General features: G+C 35.7%; 13 protein-coding genes. All 13 read right to left on the bottom strand.

The window, feature by feature from the left end; genetic code table 11:
• Positions 1–11: 11 nt before the first annotated feature.
• Positions 12–2423, bottom strand: coding sequence for a beta-galactosidase (locus tag ALGA_RS02085; RefSeq protein ID WP_096427723.1), 2412 nt, complete (start codon positions 2421–2423; stop codon positions 12–14).
• A gap of 182 nt (positions 2424–2605) precedes the next feature.
• Complete coding sequence (locus ALGA_RS02090; RefSeq protein WP_096427724.1) at positions 2606–5866, bottom strand: glycoside hydrolase family 2 TIM barrel-domain containing protein; 3261 nt, start codon at positions 5864–5866, stop codon at positions 2606–2608.
• A gap of 351 nt (positions 5867–6217) precedes the next feature.
• Complete coding sequence (locus ALGA_RS02095; RefSeq protein ID WP_096427725.1) at positions 6218–7627, bottom strand: sulfatase-like hydrolase/transferase; 1410 nt, start codon at positions 7625–7627, stop codon at positions 6218–6220.
• Between the two features lie 40 nt (positions 7628–7667).
• Positions 7668–9149 carry a GDSL-type esterase/lipase family protein gene (locus ALGA_RS02100; RefSeq protein WP_096427726.1) on the bottom strand — a complete coding sequence of 494 codons (1482 nt, stop codon included), beginning with the start codon at positions 9147–9149 and terminating at the stop codon, positions 7668–7670.
• Positions 9150–9312: 163 nt separating this feature from the next.
• Positions 9313–10290 carry a glycoside hydrolase family protein gene (locus ALGA_RS02105; RefSeq protein ID WP_197705679.1) on the bottom strand — a complete coding sequence of 326 codons (978 nt, stop codon included), beginning with the start codon at positions 10288–10290 and terminating at the stop codon, positions 9313–9315.
• A gap of 382 nt (positions 10291–10672) precedes the next feature.
• Positions 10673–12586, bottom strand: a complete 1914-nt coding sequence (locus ALGA_RS02110; protein ID WP_096427728.1) for a glycoside hydrolase family 97 protein — start codon at positions 12584–12586, stop codon at positions 10673–10675.
• 90 nt (positions 12587–12676) lie between these two features.
• Positions 12677–14077: a sulfatase gene (locus tag ALGA_RS02115; RefSeq protein ID WP_096427729.1), complete on the bottom strand. Its 1401-nt coding sequence runs from the start codon at positions 14075–14077 to the stop codon at positions 12677–12679.
• Between the two features lie 3 nt (positions 14078–14080).
• Positions 14081–15115 carry a family 43 glycosylhydrolase gene (locus tag ALGA_RS02120; protein WP_096427730.1) on the bottom strand — a complete coding sequence of 345 codons (1035 nt, stop codon included), beginning with the start codon at positions 15113–15115 and terminating at the stop codon, positions 14081–14083.
• A 114-nt stretch (positions 15116–15229) separates the two neighbouring features.
• Complete coding sequence (locus ALGA_RS02125) at positions 15230–16798, bottom strand: sulfatase family protein (RefSeq protein WP_096427731.1); 1569 nt, start codon at positions 16796–16798, stop codon at positions 15230–15232.
• A gap of 214 nt (positions 16799–17012) precedes the next feature.
• Positions 17013–18539, bottom strand: a complete 1527-nt coding sequence (locus ALGA_RS02130; RefSeq protein ID WP_096427732.1) for a sulfatase family protein — start codon at positions 18537–18539, stop codon at positions 17013–17015.
• 648 nt (positions 18540–19187) lie between these two features.
• Positions 19188–20648, bottom strand: coding sequence for an arylsulfatase (locus ALGA_RS02135; protein ID WP_096427733.1), 1461 nt, complete (start codon positions 20646–20648; stop codon positions 19188–19190).
• A gap of 159 nt (positions 20649–20807) precedes the next feature.
• Complete coding sequence (locus ALGA_RS02140) at positions 20808–22385, bottom strand: sulfatase (RefSeq protein ID WP_096427734.1); 1578 nt, start codon at positions 22383–22385, stop codon at positions 20808–20810.
• A 336-nt stretch (positions 22386–22721) separates the two neighbouring features.
• On the bottom strand, positions 22722–24311 hold the full coding sequence (locus tag ALGA_RS02145) for a RagB/SusD family nutrient uptake outer membrane protein (protein ID WP_162845366.1): 1590 nt from the start codon (positions 24309–24311) through the stop codon (positions 22722–22724).
• Between the last annotated feature and the right edge of the window lies 1 nt (position 24312).

Consider the following 24312-nt stretch of genomic DNA (forward strand, 5'->3'; position numbering starts at 1 on the left):
ATATGTCCATATTATAATTTTACCCTTATGAGCCGAACACCCTCAAAAGACATGTTGATATTATCGCCCTTTACTTCCTCTCCACTTAGCATATCATAGCCGTCGATTGCTCTTCCTTTTTTCGATTGCAATTGCACCTGTACAGGTTTGTCAGACACATTTACTAGCAATACCACCCTTTTGCCATTGACTTCAACCTGTCTGTGCATGACGCCGAAAGCACCTTTGCTATTTACGACACTAACCTTTACAGGTAAATCTTTACTATAAGGTGCAAGCATAGATTCAAATGCCATTGAAAGCTCTGGTGCTGATGCATATTTATACGTAGGCACATCCTCTAAAAATTCAAGTCTTGACGGAGCATGTGGTAAGCCATGGGGATCAAAAGCAGGAGTTATGTCGCCAAACCGTACCAACTGTACACCCTGTTGCAAAGACTCTTGAAGTACTTGCAAGGCTGATTCACTTACATACTCAACATCGGGGATAATGATCATTTTGCACCCTTCTGGAATCCCATTGACTTTTAGCATGTCTTCGGTTACAAAACCAATACGCCTACCATGAAAACAGGTGGCTTCATATACTCTATGCAAAGCATCGATATGCGCCTGATTCTGAATAAAGGACGGTTTAGAAACCAGTAACCTAACTGGTCCAATCGGATCGGTTGCCAAGGCTTCCACTTCCTCAGCGAATGTGTTAAGTCTTAACATGGTTTGAAAATACTCTGCGGCAACCAAGGGTTGCGTAGAAATGTTTCCATAAAACCACAATCGAGCTCTTTCATTATAAAAGGGGTTGGGGCCGTAGCGACGATGCCAATACCAGGTAATGTTGCTAATTTGTCCGTGAAGTTGAGCCAACCAAAGCGAAGCTTTGGAATGATTCTGTGGCATATCAGGAATGCGAATGCCATTGATAGAAAAAGCATGGTATTCGAAATCTACCACTGAGTGTTGGGGCTCCAGGGAGGTCAGATAGTCATATAAAAACGATTGGCCTAACCAGTGAAATCCATAGATAGATTCATCATAGTTACTTGCAGCCATACGAGGTTCAGTTACTGGCAGCGGACGGGTGTCAACCCCCTGCAGACTCAACAAAGGTGTCAACATTTCACGATCTATGCCATCAGTCACTGCGTTTGGCCTAGGCCCAAGGCTTGAATTATCCTGGGCTTTCATGTGAATAGTGGCATCAGGCACATATTTACGAATACTGCTCTGTGCTAATTCAAAAAATAGCTTCACCCTGTAACTCTGGAATGTCGCAATATCGTACCATTCACCAGGCGAACATTGATTCGGCTTTTTAGCCGTAGGAAGAGGAATCGACGCAAAGCTAGAATAATTTGATTTCCAAGCTGTATTCAACCGTTCTACCGTTGTATGTTGTTCTTTAAGCCGTGCTTGATACTTCGTTAAGGTATGTGGACTCCACATATGAAGATAGAATCCTGGTTCATTGGCCAAGTCCCAGGATATGATTGCAGGAAGTTTCTGCAGTTCGGGCATCAATACGTCCATAGCTTTTGACATCATTGCATTGACCCCTGGGTGATCAATATCAAAAGGGACAGAATGTGCATAATATTTGGTGATACCTGGCCAGAACTTTTCCAGAACATCCCTACTTCCACTCCATCCTAATCTAACATCAACTTTAAAACCCATTTGATCATAGCTTTGGATCTTATCAGTAAATACCTTGATACTCGCTCTATCGATACTCCCGTCGCTCATTATCAAATTAGGGACATTTATATTCATGTTGATAATACCAACACCTAGCCCCTGCATTTTTTTAAGAAATAATGGTATTAAGGTCTTATCCTTTTCTGCCCACTCGGGGTATTTGTCGGCATCCACCAAACTGTGATCTATTACATTAAATCCTCCAGAAAAAACCGGACGGTCATTTATGCGAAAGTAGCCATTTTCGAACTTCATCTGGTCCCATTGGATGTCCTCTTGATCTGGCCACACTGCGTCTTTTTTTAGACGTATCAATGCTTGGTCAAGAATCTCCATGGAACTTGTCAGCTCAAAATTTATAAGATGATGGTAACGTTTTTCACGCTCCAAAGAATCGATATTTGCACCCGTTTTAACTGCAAGAGATGAGGCTCCAACAGAAATAACAATTGCTTCGTTACCCATAAGAGCGTCTTTAGTAATTTCAGGATTGTCAATTTCCCAAGCAATATATTCAGAAAAGAACTCTGCAGTCTGCAGATCGATGTTTCCTGATTTCTTCTGAAATCCTTCAGCGTCTTCAAGAACTGATTTTACGTCGCTAATTTTCTCATTTAACAAGGAAAGACGTTGCTGATAAGTGTCTGGTTGTTTTTCGGTGAATCCGCTAAGCACGACCCAAAAAAGAATTAGGCCGATTACGGAATGTGTGAAGTTTCTCATTTATCCTTGGGTCTAAGTTTCTATTTCAATTAATATTAAAAAAAATTGCACTAATATAAAATCCTCCTGAATTGTCAAGTGAACCAATTTAGTCGGTACTGTTTTATTGAGTCAGCTCCTAAAATAAAATAAGCATATATTTAATTTTATAATAGAAGCAAAACATCCATTTAATTTTGTGTTTATTCCCCAACCTTCTTAATTGCAACCTGCGAAAAGGTTCCCATAATATCAGAATACGGACGAATTGAAAAGCTGAAAACTGCCTTATGAGTTTTTAACTGATAACAATCCAAAGGACCGGGACCACAGCTTCCTCCGCCCAGACCAAGATGTTCAAGATCAACACTAACAATCGTCTCCTGACGTTTTTTTAATTCATAGGGATGATTTGCCCTATCCAAATCCTCAGGCGTGTAATGCAGGGCGCTGAAGTTCACCATTGGATCTCCCTTTATCATCATTCCTATACCATTATAATTTGTTATTGTAAACCATCTCACATTACTTCGATTGCCACATTCCTGTGTTCTCAAGTAAGGCACGAACATATCATTTACCGTAGTTTTATATTGCCCGATAGAGGCTGAATGCAATCTATCCCTATAGTTCTCATGAGGGCCAGCACCATAATAGTTTACCTTTTCAAAACCTTTGGGCATTCTCATTATAAAACCAAGTTTTGCCAGTGAATAGTCCAGGGTATCAGGATCAAATTCTGTGTTTACATCAATAAAACCATTTCCATAGATTTTGTAACTGGTATGCTGTCGTACGATATATCCTTCCGATGATTTTGAAACTATAAATGTCTTAATATTTACATCTCCGTCATCTTTAGAAACTGTTACGCTTTTTACTTCAGGATGCATGTCATCCATTCCTGCTTTTCTCCAATTCTGACTAATCTTTCTGTCGTTGTCTGTAGGTGCTCTGAAGATATTCAGCATTGGGCCAGCCACTTTTTCACTGGTTATTGTATCCTGCCATATAGTATGTCTCTGGTCCTCTATTCTTTTGCCTCCATAGACGGCCTCCTCATTTGTTTTAAATATATCTGTACCCCAATAGCTAAGGTCTGTTATTGTTCCTACTTTTTTATTAAAACATAATGTAAAATATTTTCCTAACACCTCAATCCTGTCTCCTTTTTCTTCATACTGTATTCCACCGGGTATATCTTGCTCCGATTTCACCTCTGGAACATCAAAGGGTACTGCCATTTGATTCCATGCTAATAAGTATCCGCGTTTTGCCCATAATTCGTCCTTCTTAAGTTTAAACAAAACTTTTAGAAAATATTCGCCACCTGGTTGTAATTGCGGTTCTGTAAATGGAATGACTAATTCTTTGGAATCTCCCGGCTTTAAGTTTACAGAAGCCAGAGATCCAGCGTCAATAACTTTTCCATTACAACTCATCTCCCAGCTGGCATCAAACTTATTAAGATTAATAAACTGATAATTATTCTTGATCTCGATCTTCCCATTAACTATATCTTCAGGGCTAACAGTGATATATTGATAAACTTTTTTTACTTCTTCCATCTTGGGCGTGATACTACGATCGGGTGTCGTCAGTCCGTTTACACAAAAATTCCAGTCTGTAGGCCGATCACCAAAATCTCCGCCATATGCAAAAAAGTATTCACCGGGTTTACCGGATATTTCCTTATTTAGCCCCTGATCTACCCAGTCCCAGATACATCCTCCTATGAGTCTTTTATGTTTTGCAATTACATCCCAGTATTCCTGAAGATTACCGACTGCATTTCCCATAGCATGTGCATACTCACACATAATGAAAGGTTTTGGGCTTTCCTTTTTTCCGGTATTGTCAAGCCATTCCACACTAGGATACATTTTTGATTCTATATCTGCTACTTTATTGTATATCGAATAATGAATAGGTCGTATACTATCAATTGCTTTTATGGCTTTACGACATGCTTCAAAATTAACGCCGTGACCTGCTTCGTTTCCCATGGACCATATAATCACGGCCGGATGATTTTTGTCTCTCTCTACCATGGAAACATTTCTGTCGACATGTGCTTTTTGCCATTTTGCATCATGTGCCAGGGACTCTTTTCCGTATCCAAATCCGTGCGTCTCAAGGTTTGCTTCGTCGATCATGTATATTCCATACCTGTCACATAATTTATAAAACCATGTATTATCAGGATAATGGGATGTTCTTACAGTATTTATATTAAAACGTTTAAATAAACGGATATCCCTTAACATCAAATCATAAGATAATGCTCTTCCATTTACAGGATCGATTTCATGTCTGTTTACTCCTTTTAATTTCACACTTTTCCCGTTTACCCATAACTGGGAATCCTTTATTTCTATCTTTCGAAATCCAAAAGGCGTTCCAAGTACTTCCGTTGTATTCCCTAATGCATCTTTTAGTACAAATACCACAGTATAAAGATTGGGGATTTCCGCTGACCATAGTTTTGGATGCTCAATATTTGTTTCTATATTCAGGTTAAAATCTTTTTTTGCACTTTCTCTTTTTGATATATTCTTCACAAAAACAGGCTTTTCTCCATTATAAGTTTCACCGTCTTTTAAAAGATAAGCTTCTATGCTCGCGGCTCCTCTGTATTTATCATTACTAAATGATAAATTCGTTTTTAGTACCGCTGATAAAAAATCACTGCTTAATTCTGACTGAACAAAAAAGTCCCTTATATGCAATTCGGGAACAGCAAAAACAAATACGTCTCTGAATATACCACTCAAACGAAAAAAATCCTGATCTTCCAAATAGCTGCCGTCGCTCCATCTGTATACCTCAGCGGCTATCATATTTTCACCTTTTTTGATATATGGTGTTATATCAAATTCGGCAGGCGTCATACTTCCCTGAGTATATCCGACTTTTTCACCATTTACCCATACATACATCGCTGACTGAACACCTGCAAAATGAAGATAAATTTTCTTCCCATCCCAACTATCAGGAATCTCAAAAGTACGCCGGTATGAGCCTACTGGATTCGGAAGTTTTGAATGCGTCCAGGTATCGGGAACTTTTTCGCCCATTACATACGGAGGATTTTTGCCAAAGGGATATTTAGCATTTGTATAAATAGGTTTACCGTATCCCTTCGTCTGCCAGTTTGAGGGAACATCAATATCATCCCAATAGCTTACATCAAAATCGGATTTGTAAAAACTTAATGGTCTTAAATCAGGAGACTTTGACCAATTGAATTTCCATGTCCCGTTTAAACATTCGTAATACGGGGAATCTTCTGCATAATCCGACAATGCCTGTGAAATAGTCGCGTATGGCACATATGTGCTATGTCCAAGTTCCTTATTGATTCCAATGACCTGTTCGTTTTCCCAGTCGTGTTGCTGTGCACGAAGTCCGGAAAATACAAGTATCGCCAGACAAAATAAAAGAGAAATCTTTTTTGTGTTCATAATTAGTAATTGGGTTAATTAACGAGCCCACGCTAAAAAAATAGGCTAGTAAAAATTGATTAATTTTATTATATACCTTTAAAACATAACAACCTGAATAAAATAAATCTAACAATTAGAAAACTTAAATTATAAATATCAAACTCCATAAACCTTCAATTCCTCTTTAGTACTTTTAATAGAAATTCAGAATTTAGTGTACCACACAGATTTGGCTTGTAGAATCAGGAAAAACAGTCTTGATTGTATCGGTGAAACTATTGAGATTATCTGTGCCTGTGATTATAACATCTTTGGGCCTGATATGAAAAACAAAGCCAACTTCAAAAGAATATAAATCTATTGTCGTTTTCATTTGTCTTTTGACAATACTTGCCTCATTTTATAAGGATTAGAATACAATACCTTCTTGTTTTGCATTAAACGTTTATGAATATGATAGGTAACATCCATCCAATCTCTAGGCTCAATCCAAAGGGGTGTAATCATTTCAGATTCCCATGTTTTTAATGCTTCCTCTACTTTATTAAATTCATTTTTATTAGAATCTTTTAAATCGTCCATTTCACCTAAATCAGTTTCAAGATTATATAAAGTAGATCCGTAATCTTTAAGACGTATCATCTTATAATCTCCCACTCTAGCTCCTGCTTCTTCTAATTTTCTCCAAAATAGTTTTTCATGAGGGTCTCCTTTTTTCTCTCCTTTTAAATATGGCAAAAGATTAACACCATCTAAAATTAAATCCTTATCCTTTTTAATCTGAGCAGCAGCCAAAGAAGTTGTGAAAATATCTAAAGAAGATGAAAGCCCACCAAATGTTTGTCCTGATTTAATATGTGATGGCCAGCTAACAATAAATGGCACTCGATGTCCTCCTTCAAATTTATTTCCCTTCCATCCTTTTAATGGTCCGCTACTCGAAGTGTTATTTGCAGCTCCTCCATTATCACTTAAAAAATAAATTAACGTATTCTCTGCTATTCCAAGTTCTACTAATTTCTTTTGTAGCTTTCCAATATTCTCATCTAAAGACCAAGTCATAGCTGCCAAATTTTGTCTTGAATGATTTTTGTATTTTTCTAAATGCTCAGCCTTAGCTTCCAACGGTGTATGTACTGCATTGTAAGCAAGATACATAAAGAATGGATTGTCTTTATTTTCTTCAATATATTTGACCGATTGATCGCCTAAAACATCCGTTAAATAACCTTCAAATTGTACACGTTTTAGATTATGCTGAAGCATTTTAGCTTTACTAGGATTTTTTATCTGAAAATAAGATCTACTTCCTGCCTCAAAACCATAAAACTCATCAAATCCACGCTTATTAGGATGATCAGTCTTATGTGCTCCTAAATGCCATTTACCTAATGCTATTGTTTTATATCCGTTTTCTTTAAAAACATCTGCCATTGTTACTACATCATCTGAAAGCCCAATATCTCCTGAATTTTCATCTCCAGTATTATTAGCTTCAAAACCAAAACGTTGTTGGTATTTACCTGTAATTAAACCTGCTCTACTTGGTGCACAAACTGTTGCGCTTACGTGTGCATCCGTAAGTACAACACCACTTTTTGCGAGTTTATCAATGTTAGGAGTTTCTAAATCTTTACAACCCATAAATCCAAAATCTGCATAACCAGCATCATCAATTAAAATAACAATGACGTTTGGTTTACTATCTTTTTTTTCTAGCTTTTGCGAACTACATGATAATAAAAGTCCACAAAATACTATGATATATAAATTCTTCATTTTAAAAAAATCTAACTTTAATAATTAAACAAAAAGTATATTACCTTATTTTCTTTGCAATTTTTTTCGCCAATACTTTATACCCTTCACGACTAAGATGTACGCCATCAATAGTGTATTTAAATCCTTTCTTCATTAATTTATGTACATCTAGCAATTTGACGTTTTGCTCTTGTGCAATTTCTTTAACCATAGGAATTACCCATTTATTGAGTTGCTCTTTACGCCCTACTATATTTTCTTTTTTAGGATTTTCATTTGCCCAAATCGGCATAGGAGTTAAAACATAAATTTGAGCTTTATTGTTCTTTTCCTTATATGTATTTATCAATTTAATAAATTCACTTTTAAATTCCTCTTGAGGTGAACCTTTAAATTTAGTTTTACGAGTAGCATCTGAGCTCCATCTGGGGTTTGCATCATTTGTACCAAACATTATTAAAACAACATCGGGAATAAATTTCAGCGAGTTTTTGTATTCGCTTGTTTTAAAGTATGGATATAAGGATCCATCAATGAGGGTTGCTCCACCCCTTCCATAATTTTTCACCTGATATTCATCACCTAGTTCTTGCTGCAGGAATTGGGGATATTTGCGTTTGGTATTGCTATCGCCAACACATGATACGTGTTTTAAATCTCTTGAAATCACTGGCTTACCAGTAAGATAGCCCATTTTCGCTAGAAATAAGTCAGTATCATACATTGTTAAATTAAAGTATTTATTTCCAGTGCCTTTTCTAAAAAAATCACCGTTAAAGAACCCATGCCCAACGTCACCTATTGCTATAAGCTCAATTGAATTCCCTGCTTCTTTCATCAGTGTTCTAAAACGATTAGCGTTTTCAAAAGGAACCGTTTTGTCTTCTTTTCCATGAAACAATAACATGGGAGGCATATTCTTTTTTACTTGATGACAAGGAGATATTTCCGTTTCGCGACCAGCAACTTTTTTATGGCCATAGCCTTTGTCTGTCGTATCATACACCGGATTGTATCCAATCACAGCATTTGGAACTGAGCTTATGGATAAGTCCTCGTTAGGATTTTCTAATCCGTTAACTACAGCAGTGCATAAAGCAACATGTCCACCAGCAGAACCTCCACTAGCAACAATTCTATTCGGATCAACATTTAGTTCCGAAGCATGTTTGCGAATCCAACGAATGGCCGATTTCCCATCTTCAACACAATCAAAAGGAGAAGTGCCATGAACACTCTTTATTCTATATTCAGCAGATATCGCCAACATGCCTCTCGAAGCCAAATATTTACTTTGTTGGTAAAATTGTTTGGGATTACCACCTGTCCAACCTCCTCCAAAAAAGAATACGATAACAGCTGTCGGTTCTTTCGATAATTGCGGTTCAAACACATGCAAATAAAGGCTATCCCCATTTATTTCTTTGTATAGTAATTTTTTATCCGGCACAATATTTTGAGCTTCAACAGTAAAAATTGTGCATACTAATAGTAAAAGCGTTAATCTGATTTTTCTTGATTTCATTTTACTAATTTTCATTTATTTTAATCACATTATTATCACTGACTCCCTTGTATATAGTGGCCACAAATAAAAATTCAGGTTTACCTTCATCATCCTATTTTGATAATTACTTCTTTTTATAGAAAATCCTAATCCATAATTGGTATCAACGCTTTGCCTGACCGTGACCATTGTTATATCATTCAAAACTAATTTTGAATACATGCGAACTACTGCCATAACCGGGTTTTACTTGAACGCCAGTAGCCAAATATAGGTACGCAGGTTTGTTCTGGATAGATAATATTTGTGCTCGTTCAAGGTGTCCATCTTTTTTCCCTCTATAGGCCGTAGCGTTTTCTAGATGTGCTTTACCTACATAGTGCTCTAAGTCTTCATAAGCTCTCTTTGTACTTTTGCTGTCAAAGTGAAATCCATCTGCCGATTGCCATAAAAGACCTCCTCCTCTGCTTCCTAACGAACCCACGAAATCACGACTCATAAGATATACAGAATCGTTCATCGTAAAGGCATAAGCATCTTCGAGCTGCATTTTAGGGGGCGTTATTTTTTCAGGGTAAGGAATGTATGGACCTTCCAATTTATTGGCTACAGAAACGCCATAAGTATAAGCAGAACCCTTTGGCTGTTTTGGGATAACCGATTTATGATACAAAAGATATTGACCTTTGTATTTTATTAATGATGGATTCGAAACGCCTAGTTTTGCATTGTAGTTCCATATGGTAGAGTCTTGGGGTTTTCGTATTACTGTCCCATCTGCCTCAGCTCCTTTTGCTGGACGCCAGTTGTCATTGAGGTCGTCTGCCACATACATCACAATACGTTGTGTGGTTAATTTACTATTTTCGTTTACAATGAAACAAAGTACATATTTACCATCGATATAATTAATGGTAGGGTTATGTGGTGAGTTGAATAAGCTATCTCTATCATGTACAGCCACACCTAAATATTTAAAAGGACCTTCGGGACTATCGCTCACGTAATGACCTATTTCACAATCTTTGAACCATCCGCTAAAATTTGTTTGTGTGGACGTTGGCCACTGAGCTGCGTAAAGATGCACTTTGCCTTCTTTGTCCATAACGGGAGATGATCCCCATACATGCATGCCTTCCTGTTCTGCTGCTACACCAACATAGGTTAATTTCATCTTCTTAGTCTTGTTTGTACAGCTTAAGCATATACCCAACAGTATCGCTACTATTGCAAACTTTTGTATTTTCATCATGCTTTTTTTTATATAATTTTATAATTTCTTAAATAGTGCCTATTGCGAATGCGCAATTAATATTGTTGCTTAGGTTTTAATATGAACAATTCTTTTTATGATGTAGTAATGGAATATTTCCCCCTAACAATTAAACAGTCCTAAATGATCTTCATTCCACCATTTTGTATGTTCGTGATATTATTCGACTCCTGAGTAAGAACTAACTTAAGTAAAGTCAGAACAAACTGTAATAGCAAAATAAACAAATGTTGGTATGTGGTGATTCTTTTCACAACCTGGCTTATTTAAACTCATCAAAATATTAGTTAATTATTTCAGGACGAATCCACATACAATGACCACCACCAGGAGCCAGCTTTGCCTGAATCAAATCACCTTTTTTAACTTTAGCTTTTCGAATTTGATATGCCTCCGGATTGGTTCTACAATTGGTGTCTTCGGTATCTTCGTAAAAAGTTGCTTCGTAGGTCTGACCTCCTTCCAGAAAATCGAGTTTTATATCCAATGTGCCACCATGCTGGACGATAACACTACCAATAAACCACTCTTTTCCATGTCGTCGGGCAGTCGTGATAAATTTGTTTATGTTTGAATTCAACACCTGAGTTTCATCCCATTTTCCAACAGGCATCTTCTGAATGAAATCGAATAAGTCAGCTTTGGCTTCGTACGCCTCAGGTGCATCAGGAATGCATACCAAACCACTAAAAATGACTAAAGTACGAGCCATTTCTGAAACTACGGTTGATAAATAAGAATTCAACTTCTTAGGACCTTTTTGCCTTTTGCCACTGTTAATTCCATTCAAATCAAAGTTGCCGTTATTCATATCCAAAGGCCCTTGCAAGGCATTTATATGCGCCATTTTAATAAAAGCTTCGGGTGTAAATGCTCTTCTTGAATCTTGTTGAGCGTGGCAATATTCACGTGTAATTGCATTGGGCGATGTTCTACGAACACCAGTGTAAGGAACGGGCCCATCGTGAAAATCTATGAGTAACTCATTTTGTGCACTTAAACGAATAGCATCGCGCGAAAAATCTGTATTATTTCCCATAAAACCGTACTTTATTCCTTTCATGCCAAGTGATTGATAATAGGAGAACAATTCGGCATCGCCGTACTCTCCATGTTTTCGGTCGTAATAAAGTATGAGCTCTACATTTTTATCGGCTGCATAATCAATTACTGTCTGCAAATCAAGTTCGTCCGACAATTCAAAATGACCTTTGCTTGCATGTTTATACCAGGAATCATCAATCAAAAAATATTCAATCCCTTTTTCGTCAGCAAAATCAATAAATCTTTTGTAGCTCTCGGTATTAATGCCATATACAAATCCATCGGGTGCAGTATAACCATGAACACGCCAATCCCAAAGTGTTTTTCCGGGTTTAATCCAATCTGTATTTTTCAACTCGCATGGTGCTGCCAGATTAATCGTAACTGAATTGGTAAGCATATCTCCAGCAGTTTCGCCCAATAAAATAACTTTCCATGGTGTTACGACTTTTCCTTTTTGATCCTTAAGTTTACTTGTTGACGAAAGTTGCCCGGTTTCTGCATTAACTTGCATTCGCATGGTAGCGAATCCTCTCGCAGAATACAGATCTGACTCTAATATAGAAAGGTGTTTTTTATTTGTTCTCTCAACAACCACTGGTATGGCTATTTTTTTAGCATTTGAATTCAGATTTATCAAATCTGATATGGCGATAGGCCCTTTAGGTTCATTTTCACCCGAAGGATAATAAACCTTATCCCCATCTGCAAGATTGTATTCGCAAAAAAAGTTTAGGGCGTCCTCTGCTTTTACGTCGTTTAATAAAAATCGAAATCCAATCCCATTGTTATAAACCCTGGCCAATAGTTTACCTGACTTGCCGTTTACATCAAGGGTCATAACAATTTCGTTGTAATTATCACGAATTTCACTAAACTGACCCCACACCGGATTCCATGTTGAATCTATTATTTGAATTTTGGTATTCAGTATTTTAACTGGAACATCTTGTGATATCGAAATTGTAGACGAATCTATAATTAGTTCGTTTTGCCAACGTAGCTCATATTTAATTGTGCCACCTATATTATTAATTGATAGTTGAACTAAATTATCGGGCGATTGCACCGAAGTATGATTCGATTGGTCAGAACATGCATTCAGAAGTCCGCCGAGTACTACTATTGATATAATAAAGACAATTCGTTTCATCCGTTAAATTTTTCCATTAAGATGTTTTATGATCTGATATTGAATGTAATAACTCTCGCTAAACCTTTTTCATACTTTCTAAAGTAAAATTTAATTAGCGGTGTTTATTTCTGGCATCTCAGCACCAACTTTTGCTTGCCATTCTCTCAAATCACTTGAAAGCTCTTTTGCCTTTTTAGGATATTTCTCCATCAAATTAAATTGTTCTGTAATGTCTTCTTCTAGGTTATAGAGGTATTCTTTTTCAGATTCAAACCCATAAATATATTTCCACTTACCATTTCGAACAGCAGCACCCATAGATAATCCTTCTTTACGGTGATGTGGAAAATGCCAATAGATGGATCTTTCAGGAAACTTATTTTTTCCTTTTAGTAAGGAGAGTAAACTAAGTCCTTCTAATTGTGGATAATCCGAAGGTGAAACTCCTACAGCATCAAGCATTGTTGGAAAAAAATCGACTGTTGTAACAGGTTTATCGCAAGTTGTTCCGGCTTTAATATTATTATCCCATCTAAAAATTAAAGGAACACGTATGCCACCTTCATTCAAAGTTCCCTTTTTGCCTTTCAACGGAGGGTTACCCCATAATCCACCATTGTCGGAATAAAAAATAACGATCGTATTTTCCAATAAATCCAATTCCTTTAACTTATCCATTACTTTACCAACATTTTGATCAAGCTTTTCAATCATAGCAAAATATTTATTCCCTCCGTATTTTTCAACGTATTCGGTAGGAGCTGCTAAAGGAGTATGCACGGTATATGTGGCCAAGTTGAGGTAAAATGGTTGATCTTTTTTTTCTTCAATAAACTTTACAGCTTCGTCACCAAGTCTGTCTGTAAGATATTCTCCGTCGGGGCCATCCGGAATGGTGCCATTACGATAAGGGGAGAAATAACTCGCAGGTTGTCCATATGCACAACCTCCAATGTTTACATCAAATCCTTGAGCATCGGGATTGTAAGCTCTATTTACAATTCCATCTTTTGTATAGATAGAACCCTCACCACCTAGGTGCCATTTTCCTAAGTACCCAGTAGCATATCCTTGTTCTTTTAAAACTTCAGCAATGGTTACTTCTTCATTTGGTAAATGATCTAAAAAGAAAGCTTCTTTTAACTTTTTTCCTTTATTAAGCTTCGCTAGATACTTATCCATTCCCATTCCCGGAATGTGACATGTGATTTTTAAGCTTGCTGGGTATTTACCAGTCATCAAGCTTGCCCTTGTTGGTGAACACACCGGACAAGCAGCATAAGCATCACTAAAAACGATTCCCCTTTTAGCTAGCTGGTCAATATTTGGCGTTTGTATCTCAGATTTTTGATGCATGTAATTCACATCAGAATAGCCAAGATCGTCAGCAATTATTAAAACAATATTGGGCTTTCTTTTTTGTTTATTAATTGATTTGTTAGCTCCTTTGCATCCATAAATAATAAATATAAGTAGGATGATTGTACTAATTTCTCTTGTGTATTTCATATATTATTTCTTGCTCATTATATATCTCATTAAATAAACCCGTTTATTTTTATGAGTCATAGCAATACCCCAGCCTGGTACTTGAGCATTTCTATTACCATCGTTTAAACTCGGACGGTACAAACCAAGAGCTTTGGGAATGTTTACTAAGCCTATATATATAGGCGAAAAATGAATGCCATCATCTGCAAAATGAATAGATTGGCTCAGAGATGCTAGTGATGCAATTCCTCCATTTTGATTCCAAATCATTACCTCATGTCCTTTATCGATCAAGGGTTTAGTCTGTTTTATGAATGGTCCTTCAGGTTTATCAGCAATTGCAAGTCCCATTTTTGTATGTTTTGGCCCTTCTTTTCCATAAAGAATAGATCGTCCTTTATAATACAACCACACTTTATTGTCGCGAACCAATAAAGCTGCATCATCAATTCGGTAGCTATCAAAATCTTCTGCTACCTGGCTTATTTCCAAAACAGGATTGTTTTTAGACCGAAGAAATGGTCCATTTGGACTATCTGCAACAGCAAGTCCAATGGCTGTATAATCGTTTGTCGAATTACTTTCAAAAATATTATCCTTGTTTCCTGGAGTAGGTTTTACCCCAGTGTAATACAAATAATATTTACCTTCGTATTCAAGTATATTTGGCGTAAATACCGAATGGCTATCGAATGTTCCTTTTTCGCCAAGACCTAAAGCGATGCCTTGTTCTTGCCACGTATATCCCTCATCTTCAGAAGTTGCATACCAAATGCTTGCCCAATAACCAGATGTTGTTAAGCTGTCCATTTTTGAATAATACACGTAATATTTATCATCCACCTTTATGATGTCGCTATTGTCGCGCCGATTACATCCAGAATCGAATCCGACACCACTTATTTTGGAATAATGGAAACTAATAGAATCAGCTTTAATACTATTAGTTGTTTCGATAACTTTGAGCTTTTTATTTACCGAACAAGCATAACACAAAAAGAGCGTAATTATAACAACTCCTACACCTTTCAATGTTCGTAATAAATGGTGTTTCATATTCGTATTTAAATAAATACAATTGATTGTATATGGCAACCCCTTCCTTTATTGATTTAGAGAAGAAGTTGCCTTACATATTATAATTAGAACAATCGGTTTACGGATTAGCAGTTAATTAACAATATCTTCAATTTGCTTCCAGCCTTCCATCCCTTCATTTGTCTGAATTGCCCCAGGCGTGCTACGTCCATCGAGAATGATTTTTTTCAAAGCTGCTTTTAATTCAGCTGCCTTTTCAGGATTTGTATTTATTAAATTGTTCGTTTCAGCTACATCTTCTTTTATGTTATATAACTGCATTGATGGTAAATTTAAGTTTTCCTTTTTTACATCACGCTTTCTTGGGTAACTCCATCCGCCTGATCCAGCGGTGGTACATAATTTCCAGTCACCTTTCTTTATAGAAAATGCACCATCTATAGAGTGATAAATAATGTATTCGCGTATATCTTTTCCGTTTTCACCTGTTATTAAAGACAACATACTGTAGCTATCTTCGGCTTCAATATCTGTAGTTTGATAGTTGGTTAATTCGGCACAAGTAGCAAAAAAGTCGGTGGTACAAATTGTTTTATCAGAGCTTGCATTTTTTAGCGCTTTATTGGGCCATTCAACAATAAAAGGCACATGATGACCGCCTTCGAAGATATCAGATTTCATTCCTCTAAAAACATAACTTGGGTCGTGACCTACCTCGGCTAGTTCTTTAAAATCAGCTTTGGGAGAACAACCATTGTCACTAGTGAATACCAAAATTGTATTTTCTGAAATACCCTGATTTTTAAGTGTTTCTCTGATCTGTCGCAGTACATCATCTACCTGCATTACAAAGTCCCCATATTCATTAGTTTTGCTTTTGCCTAAAAATTCAGCAGTAGGTAAAATAGGTGTGTGTGGAGCAGGTAGAGGAAAGTATAAAAAGAAAGGCGATTCTCCGTTTGCTTTTTTCTCGATGTAATCAATAGCCCTGTTGGTTAGGTCTTGTAGTATATTTGCATGTACAAAATCATCAGCAGTGAGTCCTTTTCTCCAAACACCTTTTTTATCATTAGAAAACGTAGTTTTTGTTGGTACCATAGTCGGCATGTCGTTTTCAACAAATACATACGGCGGCATATCTAGTGATCCGCAAAATCCAAATGAATAGTCAAATCCGTGTGTAGAGGGCCCATTTTTAATAGGGGCGCTAAAATCTACTTTTGGTCTTGCTTTTGGTGTGTCTAGGTTTAGATTTGAATCTTCATTTTCAATAGCCCAATCCCAGCCTAAATGCCATTTGCCAATATAAGCCGTTGCATATCCTTGTGTTTTTAGCATCTGAGCAACGGTAACACGATCTGGTTTTATCAGTGATTTTGAGTATCCTCCCAATACCGATTCTTTTAATCTAGAGCGCCAGTTATAGCGACCTGTTAAAATACCATATCGTGTTGGTGTACAAACGGCAGATGAGGTATGTGCATCAGTAAACATGACGCCATTAGCAGCCATACCATCCATATTTGGTGTAGGTATTTTTCCTTCAGCGTTGAAGCATTGTACATCGCCATATCCCAAATCATCAGCTAGGACATAGATGATATTTGGTTTATTTAATTTATCCTTTTGCTTTGATTTTGCACTGCAAGCAGATAGAATAATTATAAATAAAATTAAAAAGCAATTAATCGTTTTTTTCATTTTCACTTAATTTATTTTTCATATAAATATGAACCTCTATACTTTAATTATCATAAATAAGTCTCTGTTTTCTATCGAAGCACAGTTAATCTTCGGTATTCAAGATTAGTTCTATCACAGAAATATCAATATTTGATTTTTACCACAGGTAGTTTCATGTTAATATCATTCTCACCTAAACTTCCTCCTACACCGAGTTTAAATCCAAGAGATTTTATTGCTTTAAACTCGCAAAAATCTCAATCATTTCTTTTAGTTTTTTAGGATTTTCATCTGCTAAATTGTGTTGTTGTCCAATATCTTTATCAAGATTAAACAATTTATATTCTAGTGAGTTTCCTGTTTCTATACCTACTTTTTTATTCATAGAGCTCCCCTTATAAGGAGGAATCATGATCCAATCGCCACTTCGTAAAGCAGTCTTAGATTTTGCTTCTAGAATTAAATGATCACGCCCTTTGTTGGATTCACCCATAAGTGAACCTAGTATATTTTCACTATCTGTTGTTACATCATCTATACCTACAAGATTACCTAAAGAGGCCAACAAATCAATCTGACATACAATGGCGTTAGACACATTCGGTTTTATATGACCTTTCCAATATGTAATAAAGGGTACATGTGTACCAGCTTCAAAAAGGCTGTATTTACCACCACGCAAACCTCCTTTAGGATCATGATTACCTAATTTCTCTACAGCATCATCAAAATATCCATCGTTTAAAACTGGACCATTATCACTAGAAAAGATAATAAGTGTATTTTCTAAAAGATCTTCTTTTTTTAAGGTTTTTAGAAACTCACCTACACACCAATCTGCTTCTAAAATAACATCACCTCTGGGTCCCATACCTGATTTACCTACAAATCTAGGGTGTGGTGTTCTTGGAACATGTGGCTGGTTCATAGCGTAATATAAAAAGAATGGTTCATCTTTATGCTCTTTAACATACGTTTGCGCTTTTTCTAAAAAAGTATCAGCAATATCTATATCACTCCACTTTGCAGCATCTCCACCTTTCATATAGCCAATTCTTGGAATGCCGTTTACAATACTATTATTGTGACCATGATGCCATTTCATGCTTGTTAGTTCAGGATTAGATAGTGCTGTAGGTTCTCCTTGAAAATTCTTTTTATAATTAACCTCTAGCGGATCTTTTTTATCTAAATCAACAACATTTCCATTTTCAATATATACTGTAGGCACACGATCTTGAGTTGCTGCAAAAATATAAGATTCATCAAAACCTACTTCATTGGGTCCCGGTTTTATAGTCTCATTCCAGTCAACAGAACCTGAACCTAAACCTAGGTGCCATTTACCAACAATTGCAGTTTGGTAACCTGCTTTTGAAAGTAATTTAGGTAATGTTTGTTGGTGGGTATCTATTAATAAAGGAGCATCTCCTGGTAAAATTTTAGCATTTTTATTACGCCACGGATATATACCAGTTAGCAAAGCATAACGACTGGGAGTACAAGTAGCCGAGGATGCATAACCATTAGTGAATTTTAGACCTCCTTTTGCCAAAGCGTCAATATTAGGAGTTTCTATTTCGGTAGCACCATAACAACTTAAATCTCCATACCCTAAATCATCAAGCTCGATGACTACGATATTTGGTTTTTGTTTTTCATCAGTAGATGTTGAAGTTGTAGTTTGATGATTTTTACAACTAAAGTTTACAAATATTAAAAATGCTGTTAAAAGCAATATGTGTAGTTTAATTTTCATTTTTTTTGAAATATTAAATAATATAAGTCTTTTAATTTTATAGAGTTAAAACTAGTGTTTTTTTAAGGTGAAAACTTCTCAATAGAGGGTTCATAATGTTGCATAAAACTTTCAGAATAGCATAATTCCCTATTTTATCTAAGATAGATGAAATTGGGAATCATTTTTTTATAAGATATTACAGTAAAATTTACATTTTTCATTTATTATTCTTCCTGGTATGATATAGCTTGTTTTATAAAAAAATTGCTTTTTTATAAATTAAAGGAACCCAATCACACTTTATATTTTTAGAACGAAATAGATTTTATTCTTGAATATTGGAGACTTTTAAACGGTAAATAGTAATCTTGTTTAGATGTATTAACTTAGCTTCTGATGCGTTTAATAAACTAGGGAACAGTATTCGTGGTATTTCCCTATTCCATACAACTACAGATAATCCCCAAACGTAATAATCAGGTTCTACCAGTACTTGTTTGGTTTTTGAATAATTAAAAATCTCTGCCGATAGCAATAAAATTTATAATCCAGAAACAATGCTGATATAAAATGAAAATCATAAAATAACCTACACAATCACTTAAATAAGTAGCTTCTGTAGGTTATTTTTAATCTGATAATTTATTTTGGAGTGATAATTTTGAATTATAACGGGAAGACAGAAGAATCGGTATGTGCGCTTTTCATTATATCCTCCAGCTCTTTTACTTTCTCAGGATTAGATTTAAACAAATCCTTTGTTTCACTCTCGTCATCCTTAATGTTGTAAAGTTCTTCCCTCGGACCTTTTTTACTGCCAATACCAAGCCTGATTAATTTCCAGTCTCCTTTACGGACAGCTTGTTTGTTGGTTGTATGGCTATGAAATTCCCAATAAAGATAGTCATGTATTCTCTGAATTTCCACATCAGAATCACCTTCTTTTTTATTAGAATTTTGCAAGGTTGGAAGAAACGAAATACCATCAGTAGTTTCAGGATAACTGCTACCTATCAAATCTCCAAGTGTAGGCATAACATCCCAGAATGCACTTATAAGATTAGTTGTGGAATTGGCTTTAATCATATTAGGAGCCCACGCAATCATAGGCTCACGAATACCGCCTTCATAAAGATCGCGTTTGATACCACGAAATTGAGCATTACTATTAAAAAACTTCGGATCGGCACCACCTTCATTGTGAGGGCCGTTATCACTTGAAAAAATAACTAGCGTATTTTTATCAAGACCAAGTTCTCTTAATTCTGTCAGAACTTCTCCTACACTTTTGTCTAGACGAGAAACCATCGCCGCAAAAGAAGTATGTGGACGATCAGATGGATAATAAGTATCTTTCTCTGTTGGTTCCCGATTCGTACTGTTCTCTTTAAATATAGCCTGATATTTAGAGTAAACAGAATCGTGAGGTAAATTTATCTCTGCATGAGGCAATGTATAAGTAAGCATGGCAAAAAATGGTTTGCCTTTGTTGTCTTTAATAAATTTAAGAGCCTGCTTATGAATCAGATCGTGAGAATATGTTTTACGACCATAATTTTCATTTTCAGGAAATTCTACTCTTTTTCCGTTATGCCATAAATGATCTGGATAATAATCATGAGCCTGGCGCTGGCAGTTATATCCATAAGATTCATCAAAACCCAATTTATTCGGAGTAGAGACAGATCCAGGTAAACCAAGTCCCCATTTGCCAAAAATGCCAGTAGTAAAACCTTTAGATTTAAACATATCAGCCAAAGTAAAAGTATTGGCTTTCATTGGAGCTTGTCCTTCGGGCTCAATTTCTTTATTACCACGGATTTGAGCATGTCCTGTGTGAAGCCCCGTCATTAAAGAACAACGAGAAGGAGCACAAACGGTACAGCCTGCATAATGTTGGGTGAATTTCATTCCTTCTTTGGCCATCTCATCAATATTAGGTGTTTTGATGATTTCCTGACCATTGTAGCCTACATCTCCGTATCCCAAATCATCTGCAAGAATGTAAATGACGTTCATAGGCTTCGTGTTTTCCACTACTTTTTTCTCAGAACTACTGCAACTGGTAATTAAAACCATAGAAGTTATGGCAATACCAGAAACTAAAAGTATGTTAATTAATTTCATCTATTTTTAATTTTTATTTACTATCAATAATTTAGGCGACAATACACTAAAAAATAATAAACACCCTCGGAGCAAGCCCACGAGGTATTTAACAAGCTTGTGAAAAGTAAAGAATTGAATGACTTTGGTATTTCAATCGTATATTGACGTGTTTCATCTTTAATCAATTGTCATTGAACTACCCCACCAACTATTATCTGGGTCAAAGTCTTTTGAAAGCATTTTCATTCGTTGTTTTTCTAATTTAGGCCATTGATTTTTCACAACCGATTCCAAATATTGTTTCTCCAACTCTGCATTATACTCATCATCTTTTTCTGGAAATTTTGCACCAACTTCATGTAAGTAATCAAAAAGTTTTTTATTCATCTTTTTTACTAATCCAGGGTTATTCTCAGCAATATTTATAGATTCTTCTATATCATTTTTAAGATTGTACAACTCATTATGTCCATCTTCATAATAATGGATTAATTTATAATTTCCTTCTCTTATAATACTAGAAGGTTCTCCTCCCTGATTTCCATAGTGCGGATAATGCCAAATTAGTGGACGTTCAGCAATAGTTCCCCCCTTAAGAAGCGGCACCAAACTCACTCCATCAGAATGTTCTTCTGGCAAAAGATCAGCCCCTACCAATTCCAATAAAGTTGGAAAAAAGTCGGTCCCAGTTACAGGAGTGTTGTTTTTTTGACCATTTGTTAAACCTGGAACTTTTATAAAATAAGGTTCCCGAATTCCACCTTCAAATTGATACCCTTTTCCTCCACGCAATGGAAGGTTAGATGTAGAAAATGAATCTCCAGAAGCCACACCACCATTGTCTGATGTAAATATTACAATTGTATTTTCATCAAGTCCCATTTCTTTTAACGTATTCATTACTTTCCCAATGGCATCATCCATTGTTTCAACTAGTCCGCCATAAATTGGGTTATCTTGCACCTGTCTGATTGGAAGAAAATGCCCCATTTTAAAGCCTTGTTCTGCAATACCCAGATCTTTAGCCTTCTTTTGATATTTACCCCATTTTTCCTGAGTAGTTTGAATAGGACCATGTACAGCATAAAATGAAAGAAAAGCGAAAAAGGTGGTATCCTTATTTTCTTTCATAAAATTTATTGTCTCATTCGCTAGGCGCATAGACAAGTTTTCACCTTTTTTTACATTTGGTAAAGATGGATTTACCCATGGAGAAAAATAACCTCCTTTAGGGCTACCACTTTCCCATCCTCCCTTATTTATATCAAATCCATGATCTCCTGGAGAAGAACCTAAACCTCCTAAATGCCATTTGCCAGTGAAAAATGTTTTATATCCCTCTTCCTTTAAAGCCTCTGGCATAGTAACATAAGACGAGTCTAATTGGTGTTTATAGTCTGGAGGAAGTAATTTGCTATGTCTATTCTTTTTTCTCCATTTTGTTCCAACTGCTGCACCAATCCAATCAGTTATTCCATGTCGAGCAGTATACTTTCCTGTCATAATACTAGCTCTCGAAGGACTACAAACCGAACAATTGGCATAACCATTCGTAAAATTCATGCCTTCACTGGCAATCTTATCAATATTGGGCGTTTCGTAATATTTACTACCCATTATACCTGTATCGTAATATCCAAAATCATCCGCCAGAATAAACAAAATATTTGGTTTTACATTTTCAACTTTTTCTTTACACGACGTTAAGAATAACGTACATAAAAGAAAAAAAACCGACATATAAAAACTCTTCATTTTTAGGTTTTAATTGATTATTTAAAATTTAGAATCACAAATAATATTTTAAAGTGTAAGTCAAGAAATCATAAAGAATAATTTAACTCCTTCAAGACACAATAGATTTGTTGACGTGATTTCTGTATGAATTTTCAGCTATTTTATTAAAATATTTATTCTAAAATATTCCTTCAAAATTAATTCTAAGCATTACAAATGACTGCGAATTAAAACTGCCTTCAGTTTTAGACCAAAGGCAGTTAAAAATAAAATATATTCAAATCACGAGTATTATATTGTATTTAAACATGATTAAAAATATCGTTTCTTGATTTTACTTTTAAAAAAAATGAACTACCAGCCATAATTTTGAATTAGACTTGTGTTAGATGAAAGTGCATTAAAATGTATAGGTAAAATATAAAATTTATCAGTAATGGCATCTAGAGTAATTTTTCTAACAGTTCCACCACTAACATCCCAGTTAAGCTCAATTTCATCTTTTAGCCTACCTGTTCTCTGACAATCATAAAAGTAATGTCCTTCATATACTAATTCCCATTTTCTTTCCTTCCAAATAGCTTCTCTTAACTCTTCTTTAGAAATTGGCAGCTCAATTAAAGGCTGTCCGGCTCTTTGCTTCACTTCATTAATTCCAAAAATAGTATTGTTATCAGGAGCACCATTTGCTTCATTTAATGCTTCAGAATGCATAAGTAACACATCTGCATAGCGCATATATACAGTATTATCGCCATAATCACCAGAACCAAGAGCACTAATTGATGGATTGTCATAATCACTAGCAAATTTCCAAACCTGAGGACGTAAGAAATTACCCGAACCATAGTTTATTGTATCCCCACTATTATCAACATAACTAGTTAAATATGTAGTACTAAACCTGTTATCAGATTCTCCATTAGTATCAACCCACTGATCAAAGAAACTTTTATTAGAAAAAGCTTGTTTCCATGCATAAGGTGTAATATCAGCTCCTCTTATACCCAATCTGGCAGCAGCTTGCGTTCCTTCTCCAGTAACACCTGCTATACTAGACTCTAAATATTGAATTGAAAAAATAATTTCTTCGTTATTTTCATTTTCATTTTTAAAAATATCGGCAAAATTTGGTTCTAAAGCATATGGACCGTTAGTAATTAATTCTGCACATTTTTCTGCAGCTAAAGCCCATTTAGAATCATCACCAGGATCTAAGGTTCCTGATGTATAATTATATTGCAAACCTGCTTGGGTTAAGTAAACTTTTGCTAGAAGTGCAGTAGCAGCCCCTTTTTTGGCTCTTCCGTTTTCAACACCATTTGCAAATGAAGCCTCAGGTAAATTGGCTTCTGCAAATTGCAGATCTTCAACTATAAAATCATACACTTCGCTTCTATCTACTTGTTTTAAAAATTGAGATTCAAAAACAGATTCATCTGCTCCCTCTAAAGGCGTAACAGCATCTTGAATTGAACTTGGAACAACAGTTACTAATGGTATGTGACCAAACATTCTTACTGTATTAAAGTATACCATTGCTCTAATATACTTCACCTCACCTAATAACTGATTCTTTAAGTCATCTTCTAATGAAGAATTCTCTAATACTGAAATCATCGAATTAGCTGTTCCAATAATTTTATAGCCTTGCGTCCAAAGTGCCCATAAACCCCCTGTATTATCAGTATATGTCAACGTATTGAAATTTTGATCCCAAAAATGACCTAATGAACCAGGTAAGGCTTCACTCAACATAAATTGTTGATACCAATAATTATTATTTTGCAATCCATCATAAACTCCTATAACGCCAACAATTGCATCGTTTTCAGTTTGAAAAAAGTTTTCCGGAGTAACAGCGTCATACACTTCTTCTTCTAATACATCCTCACAAGAAAAGAGTAATAATACTGTTGCTAATAATATAAATATATGTTTCATC

The sequence above is a fragment of the Labilibaculum antarcticum genome (genome assembly GCF_002356295.1).
Lineage (GTDB): Bacteria > Bacteroidota > Bacteroidia > Bacteroidales > Marinifilaceae > Labilibaculum > Labilibaculum antarcticum.

Excerpts from the sequence above, each read along its gene's own strand:
- ALGA_RS02085 (WP_096427723.1), bottom strand. The coding sequence starts at position 2,423 with ATGAGAAACTTCACACATTCCGTAATCGGCCTAATTCTTTTTTGGGTC.
- ALGA_RS02090 (WP_096427724.1), bottom strand. The coding sequence starts at position 5,866 with ATGAACACAAAAAAGATTTCTCTTTTATTTTGTCTGGCGATACTTGTA.
- ALGA_RS02095 (WP_096427725.1), bottom strand. The coding sequence starts at position 7,627 with ATGAAGAATTTATATATCATAGTATTTTGTGGACTTTTATTATCATGT.
- ALGA_RS02100 (WP_096427726.1), bottom strand. The coding sequence starts at position 9,149 with ATGAAAATTAGTAAAATGAAATCAAGAAAAATCAGATTAACGCTTTTA.
- ALGA_RS02105 (WP_197705679.1), bottom strand. The coding sequence starts at position 10,290 with ATGAAATTAACCTATGTTGGTGTAGCAGCAGAACAGGAAGGCATGCAT.
- ALGA_RS02110 (WP_096427728.1), bottom strand. The coding sequence starts at position 12,586 with ATGAAACGAATTGTCTTTATTATATCAATAGTAGTACTCGGCGGACTT.
- ALGA_RS02115 (WP_096427729.1), bottom strand. The coding sequence starts at position 14,077 with ATGAAATACACAAGAGAAATTAGTACAATCATCCTACTTATATTTATT.
- ALGA_RS02120 (WP_096427730.1), bottom strand. The coding sequence starts at position 15,115 with ATGAAACACCATTTATTACGAACATTGAAAGGTGTAGGAGTTGTTATA.
- ALGA_RS02125 (WP_096427731.1), bottom strand. The coding sequence starts at position 16,798 with ATGAAAAAAACGATTAATTGCTTTTTAATTTTATTTATAATTATTCTA.
- ALGA_RS02130 (WP_096427732.1), bottom strand. The coding sequence starts at position 18,539 with ATGAAAATTAAACTACACATATTGCTTTTAACAGCATTTTTAATATTT.
- ALGA_RS02135 (WP_096427733.1), bottom strand. The coding sequence starts at position 20,648 with ATGAAATTAATTAACATACTTTTAGTTTCTGGTATTGCCATAACTTCT.
- ALGA_RS02140 (WP_096427734.1), bottom strand. The coding sequence starts at position 22,385 with ATGAAGAGTTTTTATATGTCGGTTTTTTTTCTTTTATGTACGTTATTC.
- ALGA_RS02145 (WP_162845366.1), bottom strand. The coding sequence starts at position 24,311 with ATGAAACATATATTTATATTATTAGCAACAGTATTATTACTCTTTTCT.